The following is a 22,107-nucleotide window of genomic DNA, read 5'->3' on the forward strand; positions in this document are numbered from 1 at the left end:
CGCTGGGATTTGAACTAGCGAGCGAACGCGAGTGAGCGAGTGGAGTTCAAATCCCAGCCGACGCACTTCTCTGAACGAAACTCAGTCACCGACGCGTCCCCGAGAACTCACGTTTCGTCCCGCGCCCGCCACCACCAGACCATCGCGGCCACGCCGACGACGAGGACAACGACGGCGAGCGCGTCGAGGGCGTAGTTGAGCGGCGTTCCCGTCGGCACGGTCCCGGACTGCGTCACCTGTAAGAGGGCGTACGAGAGCCACGTGAGACACATCCCGACGAGGAGAACCGCCCGCGGAGCGGAGAGCGTTCCGCGCCGGTACTGCACGGCCGTGCCCGCGAGGAGCAACAGGTACGCGACGAGCAGGAAAACGCCCCCGAGTTCGGCGAGCACGCTCATGAGTCGATCGGAACCGTCACGAGGACGATAGCGGCCGCGAACACGACGAGTAGCGCGCCGAATTCGAGCGGCGACCGGGTGGCGAGGCGTGTGATGAGCGAGGCGGGCGCGGTACTCTCACGGAGTTCGATGCCGAACTCGCTGGCGGAGAGCGCGGCGGACGCGCCGACGGCGGCGGCGACGACGCCGACCACTCGCGTGACGCGGGAATGGAGGGAGACCATACGGAACGTCCGCAGAGAATACACTAAACAGTTGACAACAGTCGCGGTTCTGGCCTCGCACGCGTGGGCGAAGAATCAGTAGCCGAGCGTGTCGACCGTCTCGATTCGCTCGATACCGTCGAGTTCGCAGAGGTCGGTGACGGCCGACTCGGCGAGCGAGACCACGACGCCGCCGAACCGGAGTTCGCGTTCGAGGCTGCCGCCGAGCGACTCGACGCGGGTTTCGAGCGCGGCGCGGGCGTCGTCGTCCGCGGGTTCGACGCGGAGTTCCGCGACCTCGTCGTCGAGGGGGTCGTCGCGCATGCGACGGACGGGGTGAGAGAGATACATATCCGGGGGTCGTCGGCCGGCGGGAAAACGGTCGCGGTCGGCCGGTGGCGGACCGCGCTCGACCGAGGCGTCAGTCCTCGGTGAAGTAAAACAGCGCCTCGCGACCCGCGCCGCAGTCGGGACACCCCGACGGGAACGAGGTCAGTGAGCCGAGTTCGCCGCAGTCGTCACAGCGCCAGACGAGCCGCGCCTCGCCGAAATCCTTCTCGGGCAGTCGCCGGTGTTCGACGACGGTCGGAGGCCGAACCGCGCGGGAGGCGGTCTCGGCGGTCGTCTCCACGGCCTCCCACCTCGTTCGGTCCCCTTCGAGCGGTCGCGCCGGCTGAGTCGGTCGGGCAGGGGTCTTTATTGCCATAGTGTCGCATACGCACGCCAGCCTCATAACGCCCGTCGTCACTCCTCCTGACTGTCAGGCCACGAGGACCATCGGAGTTCCAGTCTGACAGGCCCCTCCGGCAGGAACCGACTGGTTTCGGTGTCGGCGACGACCCGTTCGGGCCGGGGGAGCGTGACGGACTCGTCGCCGACGCGAACCGTCAGGTCCTCGTGCGGCGCGGCCGCCACGAGGTGGTCGAGTCGTTCGATGGCCGCGGTCACCTCGCCGCGAGTCACCGCGTCGGTCTGCGAGTCGAGGGGGACGCCGCCGAACAGCGGGCGGACGTTCACGTCGCGCGAGCGGTTCGACAGCACCGCGTTGACGGCCGCGCCGAGGAGGATGACGAGCCCGCTGAAGTAGAGCCACGTCAGGAGGACGAGGATGCCGGCGACGACGCTCGACTCGGGCGCGCGGCTACTGAACTCGACGTAGAGCCGGAACAGCGATTCGAAGGTCGTCAGCCCGACGGCGGCGACGAGGGTCCCGGGAACGACTTCGAGGTAGGTCACGTCCTCGTCGGGGAAGATGTAGTACATCGGGTAGAACGTCACGAACAGGACGACCACGAGGAGCCCGCGGTAGACGGCCCACCCGAGCGCCCCGTCGAGCGCCGGGAGCGCGGACTCGATGAGCGCGCCGGCGACGACGGCGACGGCGACGGTGACGAGCACGACGATGCCGTCGGAGAGTTGGTCGGCGAAGGTGTTGGCCGCCTCCGACTCGTAGATGTCCGAGAAGGCGGTGTCGAGGCCGCGGAAGATGCGAAGCGTCCCCCACACCAACACGAGCACCCCGACGACCGAGAGGCTCGCCAGTTGGGTCGACGACTCCAGTTCGGCGATGATAACGTCGCCCGCGCCGGGAGTCAACACGGACTGGATGACGGCGATGACGCCCTCGCGGAGGCCGCTGTCGCCGGTGGCGGAGACGGCCGCGAGGACGAGCAGGAACAGCGGTAACAGCGAGACGAACGCCCCGTAAGCGATGCTTCCCGCCATGAAGGTGAGCCGCTCGGTTCGCACCTCGTAGACGATGGCCCGGCCGAGCGTGAGCGCTCTCGTGACACGTGGATTCATGAACGCTGATACGTCGGCCGACGAGAAAAGCGCGATGCGCCGCCAAGTCGGGGATGCGGAGGCGGCTATCGCCGGGCGGCGAAGACGGCGACCGCCAGCCCCAAGATGGCTCCTGTCGCGGTCCACTCCGCCGCGTAGCCGACCGTTCCGCCGATGGCCGAGCCGAGGGTCACCCCGCCGACGACGTTCGCCCCCGCGACGAGTGCCACCCGAGTGAGTTCGCTCTGGAACATATCGGAATCTGTGGCTGTTCGAGGAGATAGCCTCGTCGGTTCCGTCATCGAATCGGCAGCCTCGGGCCACTCCGTTTTACTACCGCGTGGCGCGTGGGTTCGACCATGACAGTCATCGCGATGCTGAGCGTCGCACCGGTCGTCGAAGGGAGCATGTCGGGCGAGGTCGCCAAGGCGGTCGCGGCTCTCGACGACTTCGAGGTGTCCTACGAGACGAATCCGATGGGGACGGTCATCGAGGCCGACGACATCGACGAACTGCTCGCGGCGGTCGGCGCGGCCCACAAGGCGGTCGACGGCGACCGCGTGAGCACGTTCCTGAAGATAGACGACAAGCGCACGAAGGACCAGACGGCCGCCGACAAGGTCGACGCGGTCGAAGCCCACCTCGGTCGGGAAGCGAGAAGCGACCGCGAATAGTGTCGCACGGGGGTGCGGCGACCCGCCGGGCATTCCCGCGACGCGCCCCACGTGGCACGTCCACGCGCCCCGGAGCGGTGGGTGACTGACAAACCCTTTAGCCGAAGGCGCGCAATCGCCTCGCATGGACAGCATCAATCGGATGGCCATCGAACTGGTCGACGAGGCGCTCGATTTCGCCGGGGAACTCGGCATCGAGGGCTACGAACTCGACTCGGGCGCGACGGTCATCGACTTCGGCGTCGACGCCGACGGCGGTGTCGAGGCGGGGATGCTCCTCGCGGAGATTCAGACCGCGGGTCTCGCCACGGTACAGACGCGGATGGGCGAGGTCGCCGGCACGCCCCGCCCGCACGTCGAACTCTCCACCGACCGCCCCGCGCTGGCCCTCCTGTGCTCGCAGAAGGCCGGCTGGGAGCTCACCTTCGACGACTTCGACGGCCTCGGCTCCGGCCCCGCACGCGCGCTGGTCGGCGAGGAAGAGGAGTTCCACCACCTCGGCTACTACGACGAGTTCGACCTGACGGTCCTCTCCGTCGAGAGCATCGACCTCCCGACCGACGAGGTCGCGGAACACGTCGCGGAGACGACCGGCCTCGAACCGAGCGCCGTCTTCCTGCCGACCTACGCGACCGGCTCGCTCGTCGGGAGCGTCACGGGCGCGGCCCGCGCGGCCGAACTCGCCGTGTTCAACCTCTTCGAGGCGGGCTACGACCCGACGAACGTCCTCTCTATCAACGGTTCCGCCCCGCTCGCCCCCGTCAGCTACGACGAGAGCGTCGCCATGGGACGGACGAACGACGCCGTCGCCTACGGCGGGCGCGTCCACGTCACCGTCAGCGAGGACTTCGACGACTTCGACCGCGCGATTTCCACGGCCGGACCCGACTACGGCGTGCCGTTCGAACAACTGTTCGAGGACGCCGACTGGGACTTCGGCGAGGTCGACCCCGACGTGTTCGGCCCCGCGCAGGTCACCGTCGACGTGGTCGACGGCCCGACGTACGCCCTCGGCGAGACCGACGAGGACGTGCTCGCCGACTCGTTCGGACTGTGAGGCGCAAACCGGTCCCGCCCGCGCCGGACTCCCTCGACCGACTGTGGGACGCCCACCGCGCCGTCCCGCTGATTCCGGGCTCCGAAGACGACTGCTGCGGCCGGGTGGCGAACCGACTCAACGTGACGCCCGACGAGGGCCGCGACTGGCTCGTGTTCTGCCAGTCGCTCGCCCTCGCCCGCGAGGTGAGCCGCGGCTTCGAGCGCGTCCGCGAGGACCCGACGCGGGACGACTTGCGGGCCGCCTTCGAGGCGAACGTCTTCGGCGCGAGAGAGGTCCTCGACGCCCTTGGCGACGAGCCGAGGTCTGCGGACGCGGTCTTCGACGCGTTCGAGCCGACCGTCCCGAACTGGGAGCGCCACCGCGACCCCGACGGGTGGGAATCGCGCTGGCGAAACAGGGTCGCGCGGCTGCTCGACTGGGCGGTGCTGTTCGGCGCGGCGGCGAGAAAACCGGACGGCTACGTCGCGGTCGAGGAATCAGCCTGACCGCCGGCGGGGACGAACCCGCGTCGCCGCCCGTGTTACGTTAGTCGACCTTGGTCACGGTCCCGACGCCCTTGGACCGGCCCTCGCGGAAGACGAATCGCTGGCCCTCCTCGACGAAGTACGGTCGGAACTTGAACTCCACGCGGGTCGTGCCGGTGTCGCCCGGCAGGAGCCGCCCCCCGTCGGGGTGGAAGACGGCCGCCTCGGAGATGGTTTCGAGGTGGACCACGGGCTCGTAGCCCTCCTGAATCCGCGTCGGGTGGTTGAGTACCATCACGTCGGCCTCGAACTCGCGGACGGCGGTGGGCTCCGAGTCGGCCGGGAGGAGCACCATCCCCCGTTCGATTTCGGACTCGCGGACGCCCTTGAGGGCGATGCCGACGATGCGGCCGGCGTTGGCCCGGTCGACCCGGTGGTAGTGCATCTCGATGGAGCGGACCTCGACCTCGCGGAACTCGCCGTCGGACATCGGTCCCAAGAGCAGTTTGTCACCGGCCTCGACCGCCCCGGAGTTGACCGTGCCCGAGGCGACCGCGCCGACGCCAGTGACCGAGTAGGTCCGGTCGATGTACATCTTGAAGTCGCCCTCGGCGGCGCTGCGCTTCGGGAGCGACTCGAACAGCCGGTCGAGGTCGTCGAGGCCGTCCATCGTGACCGCGCTCGTCAGGAACAGCGGGACGACCGACTCGCTTATCTCGTCGACTGCGGCGTCGACGCCGTGGCGCTCGACGCTCAGGGGCGTCCGGCCCACGTCGCGGAGGAGCCGCTCGACCTCGCGTTCCACCTCGGCGGCGCGCTCCTCGGAGACGGCGTCGACCTTCGTGATGGCGACGACCGTCGGTAGCTCCATCGCGAGCAGGATGCCGAGGTGTTCGCGGGTCGTCCGCGTCGGGCCGTCGTCGGCGGCGACGACGAGCAGGCCGTAGTCGAGACGCTGACCGACGAGGCCGCGAATCGTCGTCCGGAGCCACGGCTCGTGGCCCACAGTATCGACGAACGAGACCAGCCGGTCGGCCTCCTGAACGATTTGCGCCCGGTCGGACTTCCGGTGGGGGTTTCGCATGTGGACCAGGCCGTCGTCGGAAAAGCCGTAGACGGCGTACGAGAGGTCCGCAGACAGCCCGCGTTCGACCTCGTGGGGCTGCACGTCGAGGAACGACCGCGTGCCGCCGTTGCCGTTGTCGGCCTGCCCGGTCACGAGCGAACCGACGAGGGTGGACTTCCCGTGGTCGACGTGGCCCGCGGTGCCGACGACGATGTGGTCGTCGTCCACGTCGAGCATCGCCCCCTCGCGGATGGTCGCGACGCCGACGAGGCCGCGCTCGGCCGAGTCGCCGACGCCCCACGTCTCCACGTCTTCGATGTGCGCGCCGGCCTCCTCGGCCAGAAGCGACAGCACGTCCATGGTCTCGGAGAAGTCGTCCGGCGGGATGCCGGCGATGCCGCCGTCGTCGGTGACGCCGACCACGTAGGTCGCCACGCCGTCGCCGGAGAGCACCCGGTGTCGGAGCTGAGCCGCGAGCGACTCCATCCGGCCGTCGGACAGGTGAACGGCGCGGGTGAGGCGTTCTTTGAACTCGACGTTGCCGCCTTCTTCCTCACCGCGCTCGAGGGCCTCGTCCAAGAGAGCCCGATCCGCGCTCATGGAAGCGGGTAGGAAACCGACCGTGAAAACGCTTTCCGCGGTAGCGATTACCATGAGAACGTACCGCAATCGAGACGGAACCGACGCGGGGGCGCTCGTCGAGGCTCGTGCCGGTCGAATGCGGGTGAAAAGGAAACCGCGTTACTCGGTCAGGCGCTCGTAGGCGCGGTTGACGCGCTTGAACGCCTCCTCGTCGCCGGTCTTCGAGTCCGGATGGGTCTCCTTGACTCGCTTCCGGTAGGCCGCCTTCACCTCGTCCTCGGAGGCGTCGTCGTCGAGGCCGAGCGTTTCGAGGGCTTTCTGCCGACTCATGCCGCGCCGCGGCGGGCGGACCCGCGTCCCGCTTCCGTCGCGGGCGCGCCGTCTCCGCCGACCGCCGTCGAATCCGCCGCCGGGGCCGGCGTTCGGGCCGAATCGACCGGTTCGCGGTCCCTCTTGGGGGTCGTCGCGGGGACCCGCGCCGAAGCCGCCGGTCTCCCGGCGGTCGCCCCGCCGCCGGTCCGACCGGAAGCCGAACCCGCCGCGCCCGGCGTCGGCGCGGACGCGGGTCCTGCGGAACCGCTCTTCGAGGCGGCCGCTGACGTGGGCGTACATGAAGTACGTCGTCGCGCCGAAGGGGACGGCGACGAACAGCAACAGGAGCTGTTGGTAGGCGAACGCCAACACGACGAGGAGCATGGTGATTCCCGCGAACACCGCCGCGAGCCCCATGACGAGTCGGTCTCGGTCCACGAGCGCAGTTAGGGGCGCACGGTGGTAAACGTCTCGCCGGGGAGTCACCCGCCGAAGAGTCACCCGCCGAAAATCGAGCGCCCGCGCCGACTCAGCGGTACTGGTTCAGCCGCTTTTTGAGGCGCTTGGCCGCCTGTCCGGCGGCCTTGTCGAAGTCCTCGCCGTCGTCCTCGCCGGCGAAGATAATGCCGCGCGAGGAGTTCACGAGGCCGACGCCGTCGGCGAGGCCGAACTCGACGGCGGCCTCGGCGTCGCCGCCCTGCGCCCCCACGCCGGGGACGAGGAAGGGCAGGTCGGGCACCTGTTCGCGGAGGTGTTCCAGTTCGTCGGGACCGGTCGCGCCGACGACGAGACCGACGTTCCCGTGTTCGTTCCAGAGGTCGCAGAGCGCCGCGACGCGCTCGTAGAGGGGTTCGCCCGAATCGAGTTCGAGCGACTGGAGGTCGGAGCCGCCGGGGTTCGAGGTCCGACAGAGGACGAACACGCCCTTGTCCTCGCGGGCGAGGAACGGCTGGATGGAGTCGCGGCCCATGTAGGGGTTGACCGTGATGGCGTCGGCGTCGTCGAGCAGGTCGGCGTACTTGCGGGTCGTGTTACCGATGTCGGCGCGCTTGGCGTCCAGCAGGACCGGCACGCCCTTGCCGTGGGCGTAGGCGACGGTCTCGCGCAGGGAGCGCCAGCCGTCTTCGTCCTCGTAGAACGCCGCGTTCGGCTTGTACGCCGCGGCGTGCTCGTGAGTCGCGTCGATGATGCGGCGGTTGAACGCCCACCGCGGGAGGTCCTTGTCGAGGAGGTGGTCGGGGATGCGGTCGATGTCGGCGTCGAGGCCGACCGAGACGACGCTGTCTGTCGCCTCGATGCGGTCGCGGAGGTCGTCGAAGAAGCCCATTGCCCGCGAGTGCGACGACCGGCAGTAAGGGGTTTTCCCTTCGCTCCGGGTGGACCGGCCGGCTCACCCGGTCCGGAAGGAGAAGTCCGAACTCGGCGCGCTGTGGGTGAGCCAGCCCATCGACACCACGTCGACGCCGGTGTCGGCGTAGGCGGGGAGCGTCTCCGGCGTGATGCCGCCGCTGGCCTCGGCGATGACGCCCTCGGGGAGCCGGGAGACGCCCTCGCGGACCGCCTCGGGCGGGAGGTTGTCGAACAGGACGATGTCGGCTCCGGCGGCCGCGGCGCGCTCGCCCATCTCGGGCGTCTCGACTTCGACTTCGAGCTTCGTCGCGAACGACTTGCGCTCGGCGAAGCGGCGGACGGCTTCCTCAAGCCCGAGTTCGGCGACGTGGTTGTCCTTGACCATCACCATCCCCGAGAGCGTGAGGCGGTGGGTGTCGCCGCCGCCGGCGACGACGGCGCGCTTTTCGACGCCGCGGAGGCCGGGCGTGGTCTTGCGGGTCGCGGCGACCCGGACCGAGTCGGAGACCTCGCGGGCGGCGGCGACCGCCTCGCGAGTCGTGGTCGCGACCCCGGAGGCGTGGCCGACGACGTTGGCGGCGACGCGCTCGCCGCGGAGGACGCTCCGGGCGTCGCCGTCGACTCGCAGCACTTCGTCGCCGGCTTCGACCGCGTCGCCGACTTCGACCGCTCGCTCGGCCTCGACGCCGAGGTAGTCGAAGACGGCGACGGCGGCGTCGAGACCGGCGGCGACCGCCGGCTCCTTCGCCACGAGTCGCCCGGTGGTGTCGCCGGGCACGTCGTTCGTCACGTCGCGGTGGCCGACGTCCTCGGCCAGCCAGCGCTCGACGGTCTCAGTCGTCAGCACGCGGGGTCACCCCCCGTCCGGCGTCGTCGCTCTCCTCGCTTTCCTCGCTTCCGTCCGGGTCGACCAGCGAGTGACAGCCGGCCGACGGCGCGTCGGCGGCCGCGCGGGCGACGAGGAGCGACGAGACGCAGGCGTTCCGGAGTTCGTAGATGGACCGCGAGACGCGGGTGCGGGCGTAGGCGTCGACCTCGCCCTTCAGGCGGCGGAGCCGAGCCCGCGCGGTCCCGAGCCCGTCGGGGGTGCGCTCGATGCCGACGAACTCGTCCATCGTCCGCCCGAGGCGGTCGAACTTCGTGTCGGCGAAGGCGTCGGGCAGCGCCGGGTCGGAGTCGCGCGGCGGCGCGTACTCGACGGCCTCGGCGTCGCCGCGGCCCCGGTCGGCCGCGGTCTCGCCGGCGCGGACGCCCCAGACGAGCCCTTCGAGCAGGCTGGTCGAGGCGAGTCGGTTCGCGCCGTGGACGCCGGTGCGGGCGCACTCGCCGGCGGCGAACAGGCGGGACAGCGAGGTCCTGCCGCGGTCGTCGACGGCGACGCCGCCGCAGAGGAAGTGCTCGCTCGGGGCGACGGGGATGCCGGCGTCGAGGTCGACGCCGCGGTCGTCACAGAGCGCCGCGAGGTCGGGGAACTCCTCGCGGAAGTCGAGGTCGGACACGTCGAGGACGACGCGGCCGGTTCGGTCGCGAGCGCGGGAGACGGCGCGGGCGACCACGTCTCGGGGGGCGAGTTCGGCGTCTTCGTGCACGTCAGGCATGAATCGGCGGCCGTCGGCGTCGCGCAGGGCCGCGCCCTCGCCGCGAACGGCTTCGCTGACGAGGAACGGTTGCGCGTCGTCGTCGGCCTGGGGGTCAGTCCGGGGGTCGTACGCCGTCGGGTGAAACTGGACGTACTGCATGTCCGAGACGGTCGCGCCGGCGAGCGCGGCCATCGCCACGCCGTCGCCGGTCGCGCCCGCGGGGTTGGTCGACCGGGCGTAACAGTCGCCGATGCCGCCGGTGGCGAGGACGGTCGCCCCGGCGAACACGGGTTCGACCTCGCCGTCGGCGAGGATGGTCGCGCCGCGGACGGTTCCCTCCTCGGTCAGGAGGTCGAGCGCCGTCGCGTCGTCGACGATGCGCACGCCGTCGCGGGCCGAGAGGTGCTGAAGGAACGGCCGGAGGACGTGCGCGCCGGTGCTGGCGTCGACGTGGAGGATGCGGCGGCTGGAGTGGCCCGCCTCGCGGGCGAGGTCGAAGTCGGCGGCGTCGGTGCTGTCGGTGCTGTCGGTGCCGTCGGCGCCGCCGCCCACCGCGTCGAACTCGACTTCGAGCGTGTCCAAGAGCACGTCCTCGACGACGGCTCGGGACTCGGAGACGAGCGTCTCGACCGCCTCGGGGTCGGCGGTGTCGTCGCTCGCGCGGCGGATGTCGGCGGCGAACTCCTCGGGCGCGGACTGGGTGACGGCGATGCCGCCCTGCGCCCAGTCGGACGCGGCGTCCTCGGGCTCGGTCGCCTTCGTGACGACGAGCACGTCGGCCCCCTCGCGGGCGGCGGCGAGGGCCGCGGCGCAGCCGGCGATGCCGGAGCCGACGACGAGCACGTCGGCCTTCATAGTTCGAGCATGCGGTCGAGCGCGACCGCGGCGAGTTCCTTCTCCTCGGGCGCGACCTCGACGACGTTGGGTTCGCGGCCCGCGGCGAGTTCTTCGAGCACCCACGTCAGGTAGTTGGGGTCGACCTGCCGCATGGCGTTGCAGTCCATGCAGGCGTCGCCGCAGAGCGGCCGCACGTCGACCTCGGGGTGCCAGCGCGCGAGGTGTCGCGCGAGGTGGACTTCGGTGCCGATGGCCCACGTCTCGCCGGGGTCGGCGTTCTCGATGACGTCGCAGATGTGGCTCGTCGAGCCGACCTCGTCGGCGGCCGCGACGACGCTCGGGCGGCACTCGGGGTGGGCGACGACCTTCGCGCCGTCGGCCTGCGCCTCCTCGACGTGATCGACGCGGAAGCGCTCGTGGACCTGACAGTAGCCGTCCCAGAGGATGACCTCGGCGTCGCCGAGGTCGGGAATCTCGGGGTCGACCTCGCCGGCGGCGCCCATCGACTCGGCCACGTCGCCGGCCCACGGGTCCCACTCGACGACCCCGTCGATGCCGAGGTCGTCGGCCGTGTTGCGCCCGAGGTGCTTGTCGGGCAGGAACAGCACGGCGTCGCCCCGTTCGAAGGCCCACTCGAAGGCGTCGGCGGCGTTCGAGGAGGTGCAGATGAGCCCGCCGTGGGAGGCGCAAAAGGCCTTCAGATCTGCGTAGGAGTTCATGTACGTCACGGGGATGATGTCCTTGCCGCCGGACTCCTCGACGAGCGTCTCCCACGCGGAGTCGACCTGCACGGCCTCGGCCATCCCGGCCATCGGACACGACGCCTCCATCGACGGGAGAATCACCGTCTGGTCGTCGTCGGTGATGATGTCCGCGCTCTCGGCCATGAACGTCACGCCGGCGAAGACGACGTACTCGGCATCGGACTCGGCGGCGCGCTTCGAGAGTTCGTAGGAGTCGCCGATGAAGTCCGCGTGCTCGACGATTTCGCGTCGCTGGTAGTTGTGTCCGAGCACGATGACTCGGTCGCCGAGCTCCTCGCGGGCGGCGGCGATTCGCCGGGAGCGGGCGGCCTCGTCGAGGTCGCGGTGGCTCTCCGGAAGCTGTTCGAGCGTGTCGTATTTGAACAGGCTGAGCTCCGACTCGAACCCGACCGACTGTAATTCAACCACGATTGGTCACCACGGTGGAAGTCCAATCATCGGACCTTATTGAAAAATATTTTTCTTCAATACTCGCCACCTACCCGTAAAGATTCTCTACAGCCCCGATTGGTCGGTGGTACTTTCGTCTGATTGGATTCAGAACCCGCGAACGTCGTCTACTCGGTTGAAGAATAATTTTCTTCGAATGTACTCCCCCGTCGATGGCGATTGTTCGCTCAGTCGCGTTCGAAGACGACGCGACCGTCCACGACGGTCATCGAGACCGCGACGTCGCGAATCGAGTCGGTTTCCCACGGCGACTCGTCGAGGACGACGAGGTCCGCGGCGGTGCCGACCGCGACGGTTCCCAGTCGGTCCTCGTCGAAGCCGGCGTAGGCCGCGCCGGACGTGTACGCCCGGAGCGCCTCGGTGACGGTGAGCGACTGGTCGGGGTTCGGGTGGTCGGTGGCGAGGTCGACGCCGAGAAGCGGCCCGAGCGGCATGCAGTCGCTTCCGAACGCGAGGTCGACCCCGGCGTCGAGCAGGTCGCGGTAGCGGTTGGTCCGCAGGCGTCGCTCGCCGAGGCGGGCGTCGTAGAGGCCGCCCTCGTCGGCCCACTTCAGGAAGTTCGGCTGGACCGAGGCGACGACGCCCAGTTCGGCGAAGCGCTCGATGGCCTCGTCGGAGGCGAGTTCGACGTGTTCGACCCGGTGGCGGGCCGAGCCGGGGTCGTCGGTCTCCTCGTACGCCGCGAGAACCGCGTCGATGGCCGCGTCGCCGATGGCGTGCGCGGTGAGCTGGTAGCCCGACCCGTCCGCGTCGGCGACGAGTTCCCGGAGTTCTTCGGGGTCGACGACCCACTGGCCCGTCTCGTCGTCGGCCGCGTCGGGGTCACCCGCGGCGTCCGCGTACGGTTCGGTGAGCTTCGCGGTCCGGCCGCCGAAGCTCCCGTCGGTGAACGTCTTTATCGCGCCGACGGCGACGAGATCGCCGCGGCTCCCGCCTCCGTGGTTCGTCCGCAGACCGACCTCGCGGAGCGCGTCGAGGTGGTCCGACCAGTAGTTGATTCGGACGCGGAGGTCCAGTTCGCCGGCTTCGTCGAGGTCGCGGTAGACCTCGGGCGCGCGGGAGCCGCGGACCATGTCGTGGACGCCGGTGACCCCGCGGGCGGTCGCGTACGACTGCGCGGCGCGGACGAGCGCCGCCATCTCCTCGCGGCCCGGTTCGGTCGCCTCGCGGAGCACGTCGACCGCGCCCTCGACCACGACGCCCGTCGGCTCGCCGGCGGCGTCGCCGTCGACGACGCCCTCGGAAGCAGCGTCTCCGCCGGCGGTCTGCACGCCCGAGTCGGGCATCTCGTCGGCGTAGCGGTCGAGGACGACCGAGTTGACGCCGGCGGTGTGGAGGTCCTCGCGGAAGGCGACCACGGGAAGCGACTCGGAGACGGCGTCGAGGTCGTCGCGGGTGAGATATCTGGATTCGTCCCACGTGCTCTCGTCGTAGCCGTAGCCGAGCACCCAGTCGGTCTCGTCGCCGGTCCCGTCGCCGCTGGCCCCATCACCGCCGGCTCCGCCATCGTCGGCTTCGACTTCGGCGGCTCGCTCGCGGAGCAGTTCGACCGCCTCCGCCGGGGAGTCGGCGGCCGAGAGGTCGGCGTGGACGAGCGACCGGCCGACCATCGGGAGGTGCGTGTGGGCGTCGATGAAGCCGGGGAGGACGACGCGGCCGCCGCAGTCGACGACCCGCGTCTCGACGCCGACGAGCAGTTCCACGTCGAACGCGCGGCCGACGCGGACGACCTCGCCGTCGCGGACGGCGACGGCTTCGTGCGTCTCGTCGGGCGAGCCGAGCGTGTGTACCTCCGCGTTCGTCAGTACGAGGTCCGCTGCCGCGGTCATACGTTCGACCCCGACGCGGGAGGGCAAAACGGTTCGGGAGGCGGCGGGGTGGCCGGGCGGTGGCCGGGTGGTCTCGGACGGGGACAGACGGCGACCGTTGAAAGAACCGGAACGCGTTAGGGCCGGCGCGGGAAACGTCGGGGCATGACAGACGCCGCGTCCCTCGCCGACCGCGTTCGGGAGGGCGAACTCCGCCTCCACGAACTCGAAGCGCACGCCGACGCCGACACCGCCGCCGAGGCGCGCCGGCTGCTCGTCGAATCGCAGTCCGGCGCGTCGCTCGACGCGGTTGGTAACTACGGCTTCCCCGCCGAGGCCGCCGAGTCGGCCATCGAGAACATGGTCGGCGCGATTCAGGTGCCGATGGGCGTCGCCGGCCCCGTCAGCGTCGACGGCGGCTCCGTCTCCGGCGAGAAGTACCTCCCGCTCGCGACCACCGAGGGCGCGCTCCTCGCGTCGGTCAACCGCGGCTGTTCGGTCATCAACAGCGCCGGCGGCGCGACCGCCCGCGTCCTCAAGTCCGGGATGACCCGCGCGCCCGTGTTCCGCGTCGCCGACGTGGCCGAGGCCGAGGCGCTCGTCTCGTGGACCCGCGACAACTTCGCGGCGCTGAAGGAAGCCGCCGAGGAGACGACGAACCACGGCGAACTCCTCGACGTGACGCCGTACGTCGTCGGCAACTCGGTCTACCTGCGGTTCCGCTACGACACCAAGGACGCGATGGGGATGAACATGGCCACCATCGCCACCGAGGCCGCCTCCGGCGTCGTCGAAGAAGAGACGAGCGCCTCGCTCGTCGCCCTCTCGGGCAACCTCTGTACCGACAAGAAGCCCGCCGCAATCAACGCCGTCGAGGGCCGCGGCCGGAGCGTCACCGCCGACGTGCGCATCCCGCGCGAGGTCGTCGAAGAGCGCCTGCACACCACGCCTGAAGCGGTCGCCGAACTCAACACCCGCAAGAACCTCGTCGGCTCCGCGAAGGCCGCGAGCCTCGGCTTCAACGCCCACGTCGCCAACGTCGTCGCCGCGATGTTCCTCGCCACCGGACAGGACGAGGCGCAGGTCGTCGAGGGCGCGAACGCCATCACGACCGCCGAGGTGCAGGACGGCGACCTCTACGTCTCGGTCTCCATCGCCTCCCTCGAAGTCGGCACCGTCGGCGGCGGCACGAAGCTCCCGACGCAGTCCGAGGGCCTCGACATCCTCGGCGTCAGCGGCGGCGGCGACCCCGCCGGCTCCAACGCCGACGCCCTCGCCGAGTGCATCGCCGTCGGCTCCCTCGCGGGCGAACTCTCGCTCCTTTCGGCGCTCGCCTCGCGGCACCTCTCCAGCGCCCACGCCGAACTCGGTCGATAACTCGAACCGGGTTTCAGTTTCACCGGCACCGGACACAGCTGAACTGCTTTTCTCAGCACACTCCCGCACTATACTAGCGTATTCGCATCTCTCTGTTCACTTTCACTTTCACCCCGCACCCGTGGCTCGCGTTTATTCCGTTTCCGCGGAAACGATGAAAACGCGCCCGTCGGGCAGCACCCGCGGGCGTGTCCACACCCCATCCCCTCCCATGCCACTCTCTACACGCAGTACCGACCCCGAATCGCCCGACGAGTACGACGACGCGCGGCGGTTGGCGCTCGCGCTCAGGTTGGTGAAGTTGGCCCTCGGCGTCGTCGCCTCCGCGCTGACCGTGGCGAAGTTGCTCGGCGCGCTCTGAGGTGCTCGCGCTCGCGGCCCCTTCCTACCGGTCGCCCGCCGCGACGCTCAGACCAGTCGGTGTCGGCCCCGCGACTCCGACACCTCGCCGCGCCGCCGGAGTTTGTCGAGCAGGTCGCGGGCGCGGTCCTCCGGGACGCCGCGTTCGACCGCGGTCGCGACGATTTCCTCCTCGGTCGGCCGGTCGCCGTCCCGAACCGCCTCGCGAACGACCGTCAGGCGGTCGGGCGACCCCGACGACGAGTTCCGACCGCGAGAGGCGGCCTCGCCCGCCTCGAACACCTCGTCGGCGTCGAGCCCCGAGCCCTCGAGGTACTCGCGGTCGTCGACGCCCGACTCCTCGACCCGCCGGTCGAGTTCCGAGACGTGTTCGACCTGCGCGAACGCCTCGCTGTCGCCGTGTTTCTTCGCCAACAGCGCCGAGCGCGCCTGCCGCGCGGCGTCCCTGTCGTCGGACTCGAAGAAGCGCCGGAGCTTCTTCGTCTGGTGTCGCCTGCCGCACCGCGGACACGTCGCCGTCTTCGACCCGTCGGGGTCCGAAAGCAGCCACATGTTCGCGCAGTCCGTACACCCTACGACCGCGTACATACGCCGATGTTCCGCGGCGTCGGATTTGAACGTTCGGGAGCGGGAGCGACCGCGGGCCCCTCGCGGGTGACGACCCCCGCCGCGCCTCCCCGGCGGATTTATCCCCGTTCCCTGTGGCTTGCCACCATGGACCGAGTTTCACTCGACGACGCGCCGTCCGCCGAGGCGGCCGACGGCGTCTCCCTCTCGCTCCTCGCGGGCGGGGAGAAGATGAACGTCCAGCACTTCCGCATCGAACCCGGCGCGGCCGTCCCGGTTCACGACCACCCGCACGAGCAGGTCGGCTACATCGTCGCCGGCGAACTGACGTTCCTCGTCGGCGACGAGGGCGAGGAAGTCGCCGTCGGTCCCGGCGACGCCTACTCGCTCGCGGGCGGCGAACTCCACGGTGCGGAGAACCGCGGCGACGAGACCGTCGTCGGCATCGACGTGTTCTCGCCGCCGCGGGAGAATCCGCCGTGGCTAGACTGACGCCGAGTGCGACCCCCCGTTAGAACCTCTCTTACGGGCCGCCGGGGTGGGGTCTCTCGAACGAGTCACGGAACGTTTCGTTCGAAACACATGAGGAGAAAGCATTTATCAGTCCGGTGTCACCATCCGGTAGACGGTAGTCCCTAACTATGCCCCTCCCCCGCGTACTTCCTCCATGGATAGCGCCCGGCGCGCCGAACACCCCGGATACCCCGCCGAGCAGCGGGCGACCATGAGTCACTCGAAGCTCGCACGCGAGCCGTGGCTGTGGGTGTTCGTCGGCGTCTGGGCGGCGGTCGTCAGCGCGCTCCACTTCGGCGGGCTCGCCTACGACATCTACACGCGTATCTGGTGGTGGGACGTGCTCACCCACTCGCTCTCGGGCTTCGGCGTCGCGGGCGTGTTGTTCCTCGTGTTCCCCCGGACCTTCCGGGGCGCTCGCGCCCCGGTGGTCGTCGGTGGCATCATCCTCGCCATCGGCGCGGGGTTCGAGGTGTACGAGTACCTGTTCAAGGACTTCTGGTGGGGCTGGTCGATGGCCTACTACGTCGAGGACACCGCGATAGACCTCGTGGTCGACGTGGTCGGCGGCCTCGGCTTTTTCGCCCTCGTCGAGGGCGTCCTCAGGTCGCGGACGCGGGCGGATAGCCCCCGCGGCGACTCGCCGCCCTCCTCCGGTCACCTCCGCTCAGACGGCGGCGAGAAGGCGGACGACGACTCCTCATCGGACCGCTGACTCCGGACGCGATGCTCCCGTCGGGAGGGTTAATTTAACCCCAAACGTGTTGCTCCGTCGGGATAACGTACATATCGATGATGTCCTATCTCTCGTCTATGCTTCCGCTCGCAGCAGGCCCGGCACCGACCCTCCTCACCGTACTCGGCGCGACTCGCGCATCCCCCCGCGCATGCTGAGGCGCACCTGGGACGAGATGGTGCTGGCCGGGTGGGAAGAACGCCCCCGAGAGATGGCCGCCGTCGCGGTGTTCGGGAGCGTCGTCACCGCGACGCACTTCACCAGCATGGCGCTGTTTCTCTACACCCGCATCTGGTGGTGGGACATCCTCGTCCACGCCGCCTCCGGGTTCGGCGTCGCGGCGGTCCTCTACGTCCTCAACCCCCGCCTGCTCCACTCGCGGGTCGCGCTCCTCGTCGTCCTCCCGATGGCGGTCGCCGCCATCGGCACGTGGTTCGAGGTGTACGAGCGCCTGTTCACTAGCTTCTGGGTCGAGTGGCCCCGCTCTGTCTACTTGGAGGACACGGGCGTCGACATCGTCGCCGACACCGCCGGCGCGGTCGTCTTCGGGTTCGTCAGGCCCCTGTGGAACCGGATTCAGCGCTGGCGGGACCCGAATCGACTGTAGTCGGCGCGAAAGAACTGCGGCGTCGATGCCGCGAGAGAGAAGTGGTGTGTTCGTTTACGCGAGTTCGTTGATGTTCTCGACGACCTTGTCGGCGTACTCGCTCGTGGCGAGCTTGTTGCCGCCCTCGATCTGGCGTTCGAGGTCGTAGGTGACGTCGCCGTCCGAGATGGTCTTCTCGACGGCGTCGCGGATGAGCTTGCCGGCGTCCTTCCAGCCCATGTACTCGAACATGAGACGGCCGGAGAGAATCATCGCGGTCGGGTTGACCTTGTCCTCACCGGCGTACTTGGGCGCGGAGCCGTGGACGGGCTCTGCGAGACAGAGACCCTCGCCGAAGTTCGCGCCGGGGGCGATGCCGAGACCACCGATCTGCGCGCCGGCGGCGTCGGACATGTAGTCGCCGTTGAGGTTCATCGTGGCGATGACCTCGTAGTCGGCGGTGCGGGTGAGAAGCTGCTGGAGCATGTTGTCGGCGATGCGGTCCTTGACGACGACCTTGTCCTCGGGCTTCTCGCCGTCGTACTCCTCCCAGAGCTCGTCTTCCGTGATGGTGACGTCGCCGAACTCCTCTTCGGCGAGTTCGTAGCCCCAGTCGCGGAACGCGCCCTCGGTGAACTTCATGATGTTACCCTTGTGGACGAGGGTGACGGAGTCGCGGTCGTTTTCGAGGGCGTACTCGATGGCCTCGCGGACGAGTCGCTTCGTCCCGAACTCGGTGATGGGCTTGATGCCGATGCCGACGGGACCGTCGTGGATGACGCCGTCCGCGCCCATCTCGTCTTCGACGAACTCCTTGACCTGCTGGACCTCGTCGGTACCGGCTTCCCACTCGATGCCGGCGTACACGTCTTCGGTGTTCTCGCGGAACGTGACCATGTCCATCGCCGAGGGGTTCTTCACGGGCGACGGGACGCCGTCGAGGTGGTAGGTCGGGCGGACGTTCGCGTAGAGGTCGAGCTTCTTGCGGAGCGCGACGTTGAGCGAGCGGAAGCCGGCACCGACGGGCGTCGTGAGCGGGCCCTTGATTGCGACGCGGTGGTTGCGGATGGCGCTTACCGTGTCCTCCGGGAGGTTCTCGTCGTACTTGTCGCGGGCGGACGAACCGGCGTAGACGCGCATCCAAGAGACAGAGCGGCCGGTCGCCTCGGCGGCGGCGTCGAGGACCTTCTGTGCGGCGGGGCCGACGTCCGTTCCGATTCCGTCGCCGTGGATGATCGGAATAATCGGGTTGTCGGGGACGGAGAGCTCGCCCGTCTCCTCGTCGACCGTGATCTTCTCGCCGTCGTCCGGAACCTCAATCTGGTCGTAGCTCATGAACAATTTGGGTTTTCCAGTGCGGTGTAAAAGTCCTGCCGTTATCGACGGCGAAGTGCAAGTATCGCTCCATTCATCGGTCGATACGTTTAGGACCACGCTCCGAAGACACCCTCGTATGCGAATTATCCTCCACGGCGGTGCCGGCGGTATCCCCGGCGAACCGGAACCCAGACAGGCCGTCTTGGACGACGCGGCCGACGCGGGCGCGAGCGAACCCGACCCGCTTTCGGCGGTCGAGACCGCGGTCCGCGTCCTCGAATCCGACCACCGTTTCAACGCGGGCGTCGGCGGCGCGGTCCAGTCCGACGGCGTCGTCCGCACCGACGCGGGCGTCATGCTGAGCGACCGACGCGCCGGCGCGGCCTCCGGCATGGAGGGCGTCGAACACGCCGTCTCCGTCGCGCGGGCGGTCCTCGAAGACACCCCGCACGTCCTCCTGACGGGCGAGCCGGCGGTCGACTTCGCCGCCGACGCGGGCGTCGAGACCGGCGTCGATCTCTTCACCGACGAGACCCGCGAGCGCTGGGAGAACGCGGACGCGCCCGAGGGGTCGCCGACGGAACACCTCGCGTGGCTCGCGGACCGCTTCGGCGGCAGCACGAGTGACCCGACGGCCGAGGCGGGTGACGGCTACCTGCCGGCCCGCGAGGAGACCTCAGCAAGCAGTGACCGCTCGGCTCACGATGTTCGCCTTCCCGGTCACGACACGGTCGGCGCGGTCGCCACCGACGGCGAGACGTTCGCCTCCGCGACCTCGACCGGCGGCCGCTGGTTCGCCCTCGCCGGCCGTGTCGGCGACGTACCCCAAATCGGCTCGGGTTTCTACGCCTCCCCCGCGGGCGGCGCGTCGACCACGGGAGCGGGAGAAGACATCGCGCGCGTGACGCTCGCACGTCGCGCTGTCGGCCACCTCGAACGCGGCTGCGACGCCCAGACCGCGGCCGACCTCGCCATCGAGGAGTTCGGCGAACTCACCGGGTCGTCGGCGGGCATCATCCTCCTCGACGACGAGGGCTTCGGCTCGGCGTACAACTCCGACGGGATGCAGACCAGCACCGCGTCGAAGTAGTCCCAATCGGGCGTCTACGACCGTTCGTCCGGCCGCGCCGGCGGTCGCCGCCACGGTTTACTCGGTTCGGTCCTTGGAGTTCCCCATGAGCGATTGGACCGCGGCCGACGCCCCCGACCTCTCGGGGAAGACCGTCGTCGTCACCGGCGCGAACAGCGGCCTCGGCTTCGAGGCGACGCGCATGTTCGCAGAGAAGGGCGCGCACGTCGTCATGGCCTGCCGGAGCCTCGACCGCGGCGAGGACGCCATGGCCGACGTCCGCGACTCGGTGCCGGCGGCCTCGCTGACTCTCTCGGAACTCGACCTCGCCGACCTCGACTCAGTCCGGGGGTTCGCCGACGAGTTCGCCGCCGAGCACGGGGCGTTACACGCCCTCTGCAACAACGCCGGCGTGATGGCGATTCCCCGGCGGGAGACCGCACAGGGCTTCGAGACGCAGTTCGGCGTGAACCACCTCGGTCACTTCGTCCTGAGCGCCCGCCTGTTTCCGACGCTCCGCGACACGCCCGGCGAGACGCGGCTCGTCACGATGTCGAGCGGCCTCCACGAGCGCGGCCGGATGGACTTCGACGACCTGCAGGGCGAACGCGACTACGACGAGTGGGACGCCTACGCCCAGAGCAAGCTCGCGAACCTGCTTTTCGCGTTCGAACTCGACCGCCGGCTGACCGCCGCGGGCATCGACGACGTGCTGAGCGTGGGCGCACATCCCGGCTACGCCGACACGAACCTCCAGTTCCGCGGCCCCGAGGCGTCCGGGTCGACGCTCCGGTACTGGATGAGCAAACTCGGCAACGCGATATTCGCCCAGTCGGCCGAGATGGGCGCGCTCCCGCTCCTGTACGCCGCAACCTCGCCAGCCGTCGAAAGCGGGGAGTACGTCGGCCCGCAGGGGCTGTTCGGCATGCGCGGCACCCCCGGCATCGCGGAGTCGAGCGACCGCGCCAGAGACCCGGAGACTGCCGCACGGCTCTGGGAGGTCTCGGAGGAACTCACCGACACGCGGTTCCGACTGGCCTGAACCGCGCCGGGCCGAGCGGCGCGGCGACCGGGTGGTGGGAGAGGCGAGACGGCCAAATACTGTGGCGTGCTATCTACCCCCGTGACCGAATCAACGCCGACAATCACCGGGAGCGTCGCCGACGCCCTCGTCTCCACCTGCCGAACGACCCTCGGGGACGCTCTCCGAAGCGTCGTCCACTTCACCCGCGACGACTTCGACGTGCTGTACGTCCGGCGGGACCTCTACGGCGGCGACGAGGCCGCGGCGCGCGCGGCCAAATCCGAACTCGTCGAGAGCGAGCGCACCGGGTTCGGACCGCAGGAAACCTACAACGCCGGCAGGAACGGCGAGCGTCCGGAGTTCGGCGAGTACGAGTTCACCCTTCGCGTCTTCTCTGCCGGGTTCGTCGGCCGCGTCGTCGCCGGAGACCGCGGCGTCATCGTCACTACCGACGAACTCGAACTCTCGGAGTTCGAGGAGATGGAAGTCGCGCTCCGTCGGATGCTCGAAACGAACACCGCCGGGTGAACCGACTCGCCGGCGGGTGCGACGACCCTTCGAGCGCTGTCGGTCTCGTTGGTCGCTCGTCCGGCCCTACACGCCCTCGACGAGTCGCTCTAGCTGTTCCGGCGGAACCGCACCTCTCGCGGCGTAGCCCTCGTACGCGAACGTTGGGACGCCGGTGACGCCGTGTTGCTGGGCCTCGCTGAATCGTTCGCGCACCTCGCTCCGAAGCGTTTCGTCGCCGAGCGCGGACGTGACTTCCTCGCCGTCGACGCCCACCGATTCGGCGAGTTCGACGAGTACCGCCTCGTCGCCGATGTCTTTGCCGTCCTGCCAGAGCGCCTCGAAGACCGACTCGTCGAACGCGAGCCACGTCTCGTAGTCGGCGTGTCCCTTCAGGTAGTACGAGACGACCTGCGCCGGAAGCGAGTCCACGTCGGTCCCGAGTTCCAGGTTCATCTCGACGCCGTACCGCTCTTGTAACCGGCGGACTCCCTGCTTCGCCTGCTCGTAGTAGTCTTCGTCTTTTCCGTCGTCGACCGAGAAGTCGATGCTTCCGTCGGGGCGACGCTTCTGACTCCGCAGGTCGAACGGATGCCAGTCGATGTCGAGTTCCTCGTCTCTCGTCTCTTGGTACTGCGACAGGGACTGCCTCCCGAGGTAGCAGAAGGGACACACGTAGTCCGAGTAGACCGTTATCGCCTGGTCGGCGTCTGAGCTCATA

27 protein-coding genes are annotated in these 22,107 nt (G+C 69.5%); 11 read left to right on the forward strand and 16 right to left on the reverse strand.

Annotated elements, in window-relative coordinates; translation table 11 throughout:
• Positions 1-107: 107 nt before the first annotated feature.
• The 6 genes from ABY42_RS12830 to ABY42_RS12855 form a co-directional block, all read right to left on the reverse strand.
• Complete coding sequence (locus ABY42_RS12830) at positions 108-398, reverse strand: hypothetical protein (RefSeq protein WP_004974907.1); 291 nt, start codon at positions 396-398, stop codon at positions 108-110.
• Positions 395-622, reverse strand: a complete 228-nt coding sequence (locus tag ABY42_RS12835; protein ID WP_004974906.1) for a hypothetical protein — start codon at positions 620-622, stop codon at positions 395-397. The genes ABY42_RS12830 and ABY42_RS12835 overlap by 4 nt, the downstream gene beginning before the upstream one ends.
• A 75-nt stretch (positions 623-697) precedes the next feature.
• Positions 698-952 carry a PIN domain-containing protein gene (locus ABY42_RS12840; RefSeq protein WP_050459674.1) on the reverse strand — a complete coding sequence of 85 codons (255 nt, stop codon included), beginning with the start codon at positions 950-952 and terminating at the stop codon, positions 698-700.
• Between the two features lie 70 nt (positions 953-1,022).
• Positions 1,023-1,307 (reverse strand): DUF7130 family rubredoxin-like protein, encoded by a 285-nt coding sequence (locus ABY42_RS12845; protein ID WP_050459675.1) that lies wholly within the window; start codon positions 1,305-1,307, stop codon positions 1,023-1,025.
• A gap of 38 nt (positions 1,308-1,345) precedes the next feature.
• Positions 1,346-2,404: a YihY/virulence factor BrkB family protein gene (locus ABY42_RS12850; RefSeq protein WP_004974900.1), complete on the reverse strand. Its 1,059-nt coding sequence runs from the start codon at positions 2,402-2,404 to the stop codon at positions 1,346-1,348.
• 65 nt (positions 2,405-2,469) lie between these two features.
• Positions 2,470-2,637, reverse strand: coding sequence for a hypothetical protein (locus ABY42_RS12855; RefSeq protein WP_231608287.1), 168 nt, complete (start codon positions 2,635-2,637; stop codon positions 2,470-2,472).
• 105 nt (positions 2,638-2,742) lie between these two features.
• Between ABY42_RS12855 and ABY42_RS12860 the strand changes: the two genes are divergently transcribed.
• From ABY42_RS12860 to ABY42_RS12870, 3 genes are all read left to right on the forward strand, one after another.
• A complete protein-coding gene (locus ABY42_RS12860) occupies positions 2,743-3,057 on the forward strand; it encodes an MTH1187 family thiamine-binding protein (protein ID WP_004062408.1) in 315 nt (104 codons plus the stop codon).
• A 124-nt stretch (positions 3,058-3,181) separates the two neighbouring features.
• Positions 3,182-4,114, forward strand: a complete 933-nt coding sequence (gene mch / locus ABY42_RS12865) for a methenyltetrahydromethanopterin cyclohydrolase (RefSeq protein WP_004974899.1) — start codon at positions 3,182-3,184, stop codon at positions 4,112-4,114.
• Positions 4,111-4,602, forward strand: a complete 492-nt coding sequence (locus ABY42_RS12870; protein WP_050459676.1) for a hypothetical protein — start codon at positions 4,111-4,113, stop codon at positions 4,600-4,602. Before mch ends, ABY42_RS12870 begins: the two co-directional genes overlap by 4 nt.
• Before the next feature lie 40 nt (positions 4,603-4,642).
• Here ABY42_RS12870 and ABY42_RS12875 read toward each other — a convergent pair whose 3' ends face one another.
• The 7 genes from ABY42_RS12875 to ABY42_RS12905 all read right to left on the reverse strand — a co-directional run bounded on the left by ABY42_RS12875 (position 4,643) and on the right by ABY42_RS12905 (position 13,351).
• Positions 4,643-6,247, reverse strand: coding sequence for a GTPBP1 family GTP-binding protein (locus ABY42_RS12875; protein ID WP_050459677.1), 1,605 nt, complete (start codon positions 6,245-6,247; stop codon positions 4,643-4,645).
• Positions 6,248-6,388: 141 nt separating this feature from the next.
• Complete coding sequence (locus ABY42_RS12880; protein ID WP_050459678.1) at positions 6,389-6,979, reverse strand: J domain-containing protein; 591 nt, start codon at positions 6,977-6,979, stop codon at positions 6,389-6,391.
• A gap of 91 nt (positions 6,980-7,070) precedes the next feature.
• Positions 7,071-7,868: an orotidine-5'-phosphate decarboxylase gene (pyrF, locus tag ABY42_RS12885; protein ID WP_004974893.1), complete on the reverse strand. Its 798-nt coding sequence runs from the start codon at positions 7,866-7,868 to the stop codon at positions 7,071-7,073.
• Between the two features lie 63 nt (positions 7,869-7,931).
• Positions 7,932-8,738, reverse strand: a complete 807-nt coding sequence (gene nadC, locus ABY42_RS12890; RefSeq protein WP_050459679.1) for a carboxylating nicotinate-nucleotide diphosphorylase — start codon at positions 8,736-8,738, stop codon at positions 7,932-7,934.
• Positions 8,725-10,326 carry an L-aspartate oxidase gene (locus ABY42_RS12895; RefSeq protein ID WP_050459680.1) on the reverse strand — a complete coding sequence of 534 codons (1,602 nt, stop codon included), beginning with the start codon at positions 10,324-10,326 and terminating at the stop codon, positions 8,725-8,727. The genes nadC and ABY42_RS12895 overlap by 14 nt, the downstream gene beginning before the upstream one ends.
• Positions 10,323-11,480 carry a quinolinate synthase NadA gene (gene nadA, locus ABY42_RS12900; RefSeq protein ID WP_050459681.1) on the reverse strand — a complete coding sequence of 386 codons (1,158 nt, stop codon included), beginning with the start codon at positions 11,478-11,480 and terminating at the stop codon, positions 10,323-10,325. The genes ABY42_RS12895 and nadA overlap by 4 nt, the downstream gene beginning before the upstream one ends.
• A gap of 209 nt (positions 11,481-11,689) precedes the next feature.
• Entirely contained in the window at positions 11,690-13,351 is a 1,662-nt protein-coding gene (locus ABY42_RS12905) for an amidohydrolase (protein ID WP_050459682.1), read from the reverse strand.
• 144 nt (positions 13,352-13,495) lie between these two features.
• Here ABY42_RS12905 and hmgA point away from each other — a divergent pair, with 144 nt between their 5' ends.
• Together hmgA and ABY42_RS12915 are read left to right on the forward strand one after the other, a co-directional pair.
• A complete protein-coding gene (hmgA, locus tag ABY42_RS12910; protein ID WP_004974879.1) occupies positions 13,496-14,707 on the forward strand; it encodes a hydroxymethylglutaryl-CoA reductase (NADPH) in 1,212 nt (403 codons plus the stop codon).
• A gap of 211 nt (positions 14,708-14,918) precedes the next feature.
• A complete protein-coding gene (locus ABY42_RS12915) occupies positions 14,919-15,068 on the forward strand; it encodes a hypothetical protein (protein ID WP_156224407.1) in 150 nt (49 codons plus the stop codon).
• A 47-nt stretch (positions 15,069-15,115) separates the two neighbouring features.
• Here the strand turns inward: ABY42_RS12915 and ABY42_RS12920 are convergent, their stop codons facing one another.
• On the reverse strand, positions 15,116-15,655 hold the full coding sequence (locus ABY42_RS12920) for a DUF5817 domain-containing protein (protein ID WP_050459684.1): 540 nt from the start codon (positions 15,653-15,655) through the stop codon (positions 15,116-15,118).
• A gap of 126 nt (positions 15,656-15,781) precedes the next feature.
• Between ABY42_RS12920 and ABY42_RS12925 the strand changes: the two genes are divergently transcribed.
• The 3 genes from ABY42_RS12925 (at position 15,782) to ABY42_RS12935 (ending at position 17,490) form a co-directional block, all read left to right on the forward strand.
• A complete protein-coding gene (locus ABY42_RS12925; protein WP_004974876.1) occupies positions 15,782-16,126 on the forward strand; it encodes a cupin domain-containing protein in 345 nt (114 codons plus the stop codon).
• A gap of 232 nt (positions 16,127-16,358) precedes the next feature.
• Positions 16,359-16,862 carry a hypothetical protein gene (locus ABY42_RS12930; protein WP_081605199.1) on the forward strand — a complete coding sequence of 168 codons (504 nt, stop codon included), beginning with the start codon at positions 16,359-16,361 and terminating at the stop codon, positions 16,860-16,862.
• 172 nt (positions 16,863-17,034) lie between these two features.
• A complete protein-coding gene (locus tag ABY42_RS12935) occupies positions 17,035-17,490 on the forward strand; it encodes a hypothetical protein (RefSeq protein ID WP_049905062.1) in 456 nt (151 codons plus the stop codon).
• A gap of 54 nt (positions 17,491-17,544) precedes the next feature.
• On the opposite strand, the gene icd is transcribed toward ABY42_RS12935, so the two are convergent.
• Positions 17,545-18,804: an isocitrate dehydrogenase (NADP(+)) gene (gene icd / locus ABY42_RS12940; RefSeq protein WP_050459685.1), complete on the reverse strand. Its 1,260-nt coding sequence runs from the start codon at positions 18,802-18,804 to the stop codon at positions 17,545-17,547.
• Between the two features lie 118 nt (positions 18,805-18,922).
• Between icd and ABY42_RS12945 the strand changes: the two genes are divergently transcribed.
• From ABY42_RS12945 to ABY42_RS12955, 3 genes are all read left to right on the forward strand, one after another.
• Positions 18,923-19,876, forward strand: coding sequence for an isoaspartyl peptidase/L-asparaginase (locus tag ABY42_RS12945; RefSeq protein ID WP_050459686.1), 954 nt, complete (start codon positions 18,923-18,925; stop codon positions 19,874-19,876).
• A gap of 85 nt (positions 19,877-19,961) precedes the next feature.
• Positions 19,962-20,897, forward strand: coding sequence for an oxidoreductase (locus ABY42_RS12950; RefSeq protein ID WP_050459687.1), 936 nt, complete (start codon positions 19,962-19,964; stop codon positions 20,895-20,897).
• A gap of 81 nt (positions 20,898-20,978) precedes the next feature.
• Positions 20,979-21,407: a DUF7522 family protein gene (locus ABY42_RS12955; protein ID WP_050459688.1), complete on the forward strand. Its 429-nt coding sequence runs from the start codon at positions 20,979-20,981 to the stop codon at positions 21,405-21,407.
• Positions 21,408-21,473: 66 nt separating this feature from the next.
• Here ABY42_RS12955 and ABY42_RS12960 read toward each other — a convergent pair whose 3' ends face one another.
• Complete coding sequence (locus tag ABY42_RS12960) at positions 21,474-22,106, reverse strand: DsbA family oxidoreductase (protein WP_050459689.1); 633 nt, start codon at positions 22,104-22,106, stop codon at positions 21,474-21,476.
• Between the last annotated feature and the right edge of the window lies 1 nt (position 22,107).

Origin of the sequence: Haloferax gibbonsii, from assembly GCF_001190965.1 — an archaeon.
Classification (GTDB): Archaea; Halobacteriota; Halobacteria; order Halobacteriales; family Haloferacaceae; genus Haloferax; species Haloferax gibbonsii.

What these genes read in the sequence shown, in the direction of transcription:
- pyrF (WP_004974893.1), bottom strand. Translation starts at nt 7,868, where the DNA reads ATGGGCTTCTTCGACGACCTCCGCGACCGCATCGAGGCGACAGACAGC.
- ABY42_RS12875 (WP_050459677.1), bottom strand. Translation starts at nt 6,247, where the DNA reads ATGAGCGCGGATCGGGCTCTCTTGGACGAGGCCCTCGAGCGCGGTGAG.
- ABY42_RS12915 (WP_156224407.1), top strand. Translation starts at nt 14,919, where the DNA reads ATGCCACTCTCTACACGCAGTACCGACCCCGAATCGCCCGACGAGTAC.
- ABY42_RS12950 (WP_050459687.1), top strand. Translation starts at nt 19,962, where the DNA reads ATGAGCGATTGGACCGCGGCCGACGCCCCCGACCTCTCGGGGAAGACC.
- ABY42_RS12905 (WP_050459682.1), bottom strand. Translation starts at nt 13,351, where the DNA reads ATGACCGCGGCAGCGGACCTCGTACTGACGAACGCGGAGGTACACACG.
- mch (WP_004974899.1), top strand. Translation starts at nt 3,182, where the DNA reads ATGGACAGCATCAATCGGATGGCCATCGAACTGGTCGACGAGGCGCTC.
- ABY42_RS12855 (WP_231608287.1), bottom strand. Translation starts at nt 2,637, where the DNA reads ATGTTCCAGAGCGAACTCACTCGGGTGGCACTCGTCGCGGGGGCGAAC.
- icd (WP_050459685.1), bottom strand. Translation starts at nt 18,804, where the DNA reads ATGAGCTACGACCAGATTGAGGTTCCGGACGACGGCGAGAAGATCACG.
- ABY42_RS12835 (WP_004974906.1), bottom strand. Translation starts at nt 622, where the DNA reads ATGGTCTCCCTCCATTCCCGCGTCACGCGAGTGGTCGGCGTCGTCGCC.
- hmgA (WP_004974879.1), top strand. Translation starts at nt 13,496, where the DNA reads ATGACAGACGCCGCGTCCCTCGCCGACCGCGTTCGGGAGGGCGAACTC.
- ABY42_RS12895 (WP_050459680.1), bottom strand. Translation starts at nt 10,326, where the DNA reads ATGAAGGCCGACGTGCTCGTCGTCGGCTCCGGCATCGCCGGCTGCGCC.
- ABY42_RS12960 (WP_050459689.1), bottom strand. Translation starts at nt 22,106, where the DNA reads ATGAGCTCAGACGCCGACCAGGCGATAACGGTCTACTCGGACTACGTG.
- ABY42_RS12930 (WP_081605199.1), top strand. Translation starts at nt 16,359, where the DNA reads ATGAGTCACTCGAAGCTCGCACGCGAGCCGTGGCTGTGGGTGTTCGTC.
- ABY42_RS12920 (WP_050459684.1), bottom strand. Translation starts at nt 15,655, where the DNA reads ATGTACGCGGTCGTAGGGTGTACGGACTGCGCGAACATGTGGCTGCTT.
- ABY42_RS12945 (WP_050459686.1), top strand. Translation starts at nt 18,923, where the DNA reads ATGCGAATTATCCTCCACGGCGGTGCCGGCGGTATCCCCGGCGAACCG.
- ABY42_RS12845 (WP_050459675.1), bottom strand. Translation starts at nt 1,307, where the DNA reads ATGGCAATAAAGACCCCTGCCCGACCGACTCAGCCGGCGCGACCGCTC.
- ABY42_RS12860 (WP_004062408.1), top strand. Translation starts at nt 2,743, where the DNA reads ATGACAGTCATCGCGATGCTGAGCGTCGCACCGGTCGTCGAAGGGAGC.
- ABY42_RS12935 (WP_049905062.1), top strand. Translation starts at nt 17,035, where the DNA reads ATGCTGAGGCGCACCTGGGACGAGATGGTGCTGGCCGGGTGGGAAGAA.
- ABY42_RS12840 (WP_050459674.1), bottom strand. Translation starts at nt 952, where the DNA reads ATGTATCTCTCTCACCCCGTCCGTCGCATGCGCGACGACCCCCTCGAC.
- ABY42_RS12925 (WP_004974876.1), top strand. Translation starts at nt 15,782, where the DNA reads ATGGACCGAGTTTCACTCGACGACGCGCCGTCCGCCGAGGCGGCCGAC.
- ABY42_RS12850 (WP_004974900.1), bottom strand. Translation starts at nt 2,404, where the DNA reads ATGAATCCACGTGTCACGAGAGCGCTCACGCTCGGCCGGGCCATCGTC.
- ABY42_RS12830 (WP_004974907.1), bottom strand. Translation starts at nt 398, where the DNA reads ATGAGCGTGCTCGCCGAACTCGGGGGCGTTTTCCTGCTCGTCGCGTAC.